Origin of the sequence: Clostridium sp. (genome assembly GCF_016650095.1) — a bacterium.
In the GTDB taxonomy this organism is placed as follows: Bacteria; Bacillota; Clostridia; order Clostridiales; family Clostridiaceae; genus Clostridium_AD.
Genome location: NZ_JAENWL010000350.1, coordinates 1 through 4,027, shown reverse-complemented (window position 1 = coordinate 4,027; position 4,027 = coordinate 1). Strand labels below are relative to the sequence as shown.

3 protein-coding genes are annotated in these 4,027 nt (G+C 31.2%); all 3 read right to left on the bottom strand.

Annotated elements, in window-relative coordinates:
- Nucleotides 1–55: 55 nt before the first annotated feature.
- On the bottom strand, nt 56–463 hold the full coding sequence (locus JJE11_RS16005) for a hypothetical protein (RefSeq protein ID WP_291637414.1): 408 nt from the start codon (nt 461–463) through the stop codon (nt 56–58).
- Nucleotides 464–582: 119 nt separating this feature from the next.
- Nucleotides 583–1,662 carry a hypothetical protein gene (locus JJE11_RS16000; RefSeq protein WP_291637412.1) on the bottom strand — a complete coding sequence of 360 codons (1,080 nt, stop codon included), beginning with the start codon at nt 1,660–1,662 and terminating at the stop codon, nt 583–585.
- A gap of 259 nt (nt 1,663–1,921) precedes the next feature.
- Nucleotides 1,922–3,949: a urocanate hydratase gene (locus tag JJE11_RS15995; RefSeq protein WP_291637410.1), complete on the bottom strand. Its 2,028-nt coding sequence runs from the start codon at nt 3,947–3,949 to the stop codon at nt 1,922–1,924.
- Nucleotides 3,950–4,027: the final 78 nt, after the last annotated feature.

The following is a 4,027-nucleotide window of genomic DNA, read 5'->3' as shown; positions in this document are numbered from 1 at the left end:
CTTCAAATCTTATAACTAAGCCCTAAAAAGAATGGGCTTTCTATTCAACTTGTAATTATCCCATTGCTTTATATATAACTTGTCCCAAATAAGTGCATGCTATAATTATCACTATTGAAAATACAACTTGAATTGTTCCATTTTTTAATGAAAAAGAAACTTTCGAATTATTTTCTTTAGTTACTAGAATTTTTTTGCTACCCTTTTTATTTGCATGATGTACTACTTCAGGATGAACATAAAAAATTTGATCTTTAAAATAAGCAGCTATACTTATAATAAGTATAAACAATGCTAGAATTCTTGTGATAAAGAAAAAATCAATTCTCATAGCGTAAGCAATAAATACAGCGATTGGTATAATAACACCTAATAACATTCCTAATTTATTAACTATTGATTTAGGAATACTCTTTGAATGAACCTTTGTGTTTTGAGGCATATGCGTATTTTTCTTTTTCATGATAACCCTTCTTCCTTGTTTTTTTCCAAACTGTTAAGGTTATTATAACAAATTTTTAATAATTTGTTAACAAAATTTTATATAAAATAGAATACACTTATATTTTTGTAAGTTGATATCTAAAAAGTTACCATATTGTAAATGTCTATATCATCGAATGATGTTGTTTCTGAAATAAAGTCCTCAGGAAATTTCTTCTGCAAAATTTGTTTAAACTTCTTAAGTTGCAAAGAGGAAAGCTCTGTTTCCTTTGGTAAATCATTTACGCCCTTAATAAGAACACCCGCTTTTAACCTATATATGTATTCGTCACCAATAATGCTTATATTATTTTCGTCATCAAATATTATAGCTCCTGCAGTATAACTACCTATGCTTATTTTCCTTAAATCGCTTATTGATTTTCCATCACTACTAATTTTGGCTAAGTTAAGATATTCAATATCTTCACCGTTTAGATTATTTTCATTCGGCACACCACTCGTGAATGCGATCATTTTACCATCCTTAGATAACACCGCATCAAATATTTCTTCCTTGATGTTTTTAGTTTCGAATATTTTGTTACCATTTATATACAAATTGGCCTTTAGTTGTGGAAATACATGTGGTGTATTGCTATAAAAAATATTTTTTTTATTTATGTTAACATCTCTTATGGTTCCTACACAAGATATTAACTCTGTCCTGCTTTTTATGTTGTACACTGAATAACCTGAAGCTGATGGATTAATGTGTCCTGTAACCAAAATATTTACATTATCTAACCACTTAAGTTCAATAATTTGTTGAACATATTTATTGCTTATAACAATATCTGTTAATTTTCTAGATTTAATATCATAAACAATTACATGGGGAGGGTATATTGCTTTCCCTTCATCAAAAGTTCTAAATACTATTTTTGTTTTATCTGGCGAAAGTTCTAAAAGATCTTTCGATTTTGAATTATCCCCTAAAGATATAATCGTTCCCTCTATTTCATCATAAAAATAAATATTATTATTCTTCTCAAATGCTATTTTTGTTAACTTACTAGTCTTTACGGTTTGATCTGGACCTTTATTTTCACTTTTATCTTTATCAATTTTTTTAGTATTATTTGAACAAGCCATCAGTATAAATATGCTTAAGAGTAAACACATTGCCATAATGAGTAGCTTAAACAATTCTTTTGTTCTTTTCTCATGGATTGTCATAATTTTGCTCCTCGTCTGAATTCTTAATAATAATTATTATTTTAATTCATTGAAACTTAGATAAGTATACTCCACTTATATCAGTGTATCAACTAGAAAGTATTGTATTTAACAGAACTTTTATATGTTAAATCATCACCTGAATTTCTCCTTGATTTATTGCATTTTTTTATAACTATTACTATATTTTCACACGTACAAATAGATAAAAGGCATCAGTTTAATTAAACTAATGCCCTTTATTTATTAAAAGCTTCTTTTATTTATTAAAAGCTTCTTCTATTACTTTTGAAATTATTGAATCATCTGTTAAGTAAGGCAATGTAATATGATCAACATTGGCATTTTTCTTATTGTAATCCATGCTTGTTTCTATTGAATGTGGATTTCTGGCCCAAGCACGCCTGGCCACTCCTCCCATAACATCCCAAGCAATTGAAGACCTTATAATATTATCAATTCTATCGCTACCATCAAGAACAAGACCAAAGCCACCATTGATAGATTTTCCTATACCTACTCCTCCACCATTGTGAAGCGCAATTAAGCTCATACCTCTGGCAGCATTTCCTGCAAAACATTGAACAGCCATGTCTGCCATTACATTACTACCATCCTTTATATTAGAAGTTTCTCTAAAAGGAGAATCTGTTCCACTTACATCATGATGATCACGTCCTAGCATTATAGGGCCAACCTCCCCGGATCTAACCATATCATTAAACTTCAGAGCAATATCTATTCTTCCCTGCGCATCTTGATATAGTATTCTAGCCTGGGTTCCAACTACTAATTTATTCTTTTCTGCATCTCTTATCCAAATATAATTATCTCTGTCTTGGCCACGCCTATTTGGGTCTATACATCCCATCGCCGCCTTATCAGTTTTTACTAAATCATCGTGATTTCCACTTAAACATACCCATCTAAAAGGTCCATACCCATAATCAAAAAGCATTGGTCCCATTATATCTTCTACATATGACGGAAATATAAATCCATCTTTCTCGTCGATTCCATTTTTAGATATTTCTATAGCCCCTGCATCATAAATAGCTTTCATAAAGGAATTACCATAATCGAAGAAATAAGTTCCTCTTTCTACCATTATCTTAATCAATTCAAAATGCTTAATTAATGTTTTATCAACTAATTGTATAAATTTTTCTCTGTCTTCTTTTAATAATCTTGTTCGCTCGTCAAATGTAACTCCTTGTGGTGCGTATCCTCCATCATATGGTGCATGACAAGAGGTTTGATCTGATAATAAATCGATCTTTATGTTTTTATCTGCTACATATTGAAGTAAATCTACTATATTTCCGTGATATGCTATAGAAATGCTCTCTTCTTTCTCTACTTTTTCTGCCACAATTTTGAATATCTCTTCAAGGTTATCAGACGCAATATTTACCCACCCTTGATCGAGCCTTGTTTTAATTCTTGAATAATCAACTTCAGCTATGATACCAACCCCATTTGCAATTTCGATAGCTTTAGGTTGAGCTCCACTCATTCCACCAAGTCCAGAAGTTATAAATGTTTTACCTTTTAAATCTCCATGATCTGGTATTCCAAGTTTCAATCTTCCTGCATTAAGTAATGTATTAAAAGTTCCATGTACTATTCCTTGTGGTCCTATGTACATCCATCCTCCTGCAGTCATTTGGCCATAATTTGCAACGCCTAGTTGGGTTGCCTCGTGCCAATCCTTTGAATTGTCAAACATCCCTATCATAAGTCCATTAGTTATAATAACTCTTGGCGCATTAGGAGATGATTTGAAAAGTCCAAGTGGATGTCCTGATTCTAGTACTAACGTTTGATCCTCGGTTAAATTTTCTAAATATTTTTTTATTAAATTATACTGCATCCAATTCTGACATACTTGTCCTGTCTCTCCATAAGTAACTAGCTCATAAGGATATAATGCTATATCTGAATCTAAATTATTATCAATCATTACTTGGAATGCCCTGCCCTCTAAACAATTACCTTTATATTCATCTATTGGTTTTCCATAAAGTTTGCCTTGTGGTTTAAATCGGTATCCATATATTCTTCCTTTTGAAGTTAATTCCTGCATAAACTCTGGTGCGAGCTTTGCATGATATTTTTCTGGAATATATCGAAGTGCATTTTTAAGAGCGAGTTTCGCCTGCTCTTTTGAAAGAGTAAATCCTCTATCCGGTGCTCTTCTTATTCCCGGTGTAAACTCAGGCATAATTGGCAGCTCATCGTCTATTTTAATAGTCATAGCCTGTTCAATATCAAAATTATTAATCATATATCCGACCTCCTGGTTGTTATCTAAATATTATTAATGTTTTTATTAATACCTTGTTAAAGATATTAATAATGTTTT

What these genes read in the sequence shown, in the direction of transcription:
- JJE11_RS16000 (WP_291637412.1), bottom strand. Translation starts at nt 1,662, where the DNA reads ATGACAATCCATGAGAAAAGAACAAAAGAATTGTTTAAGCTACTCATT.
- JJE11_RS16005 (WP_291637414.1), bottom strand. Translation starts at nt 463, where the DNA reads ATGAAAAAGAAAAATACGCATATGCCTCAAAACACAAAGGTTCATTCA.
- JJE11_RS15995 (WP_291637410.1), bottom strand. Translation starts at nt 3,949, where the DNA reads ATGATTAATAATTTTGATATTGAACAGGCTATGACTATTAAAATAGAC.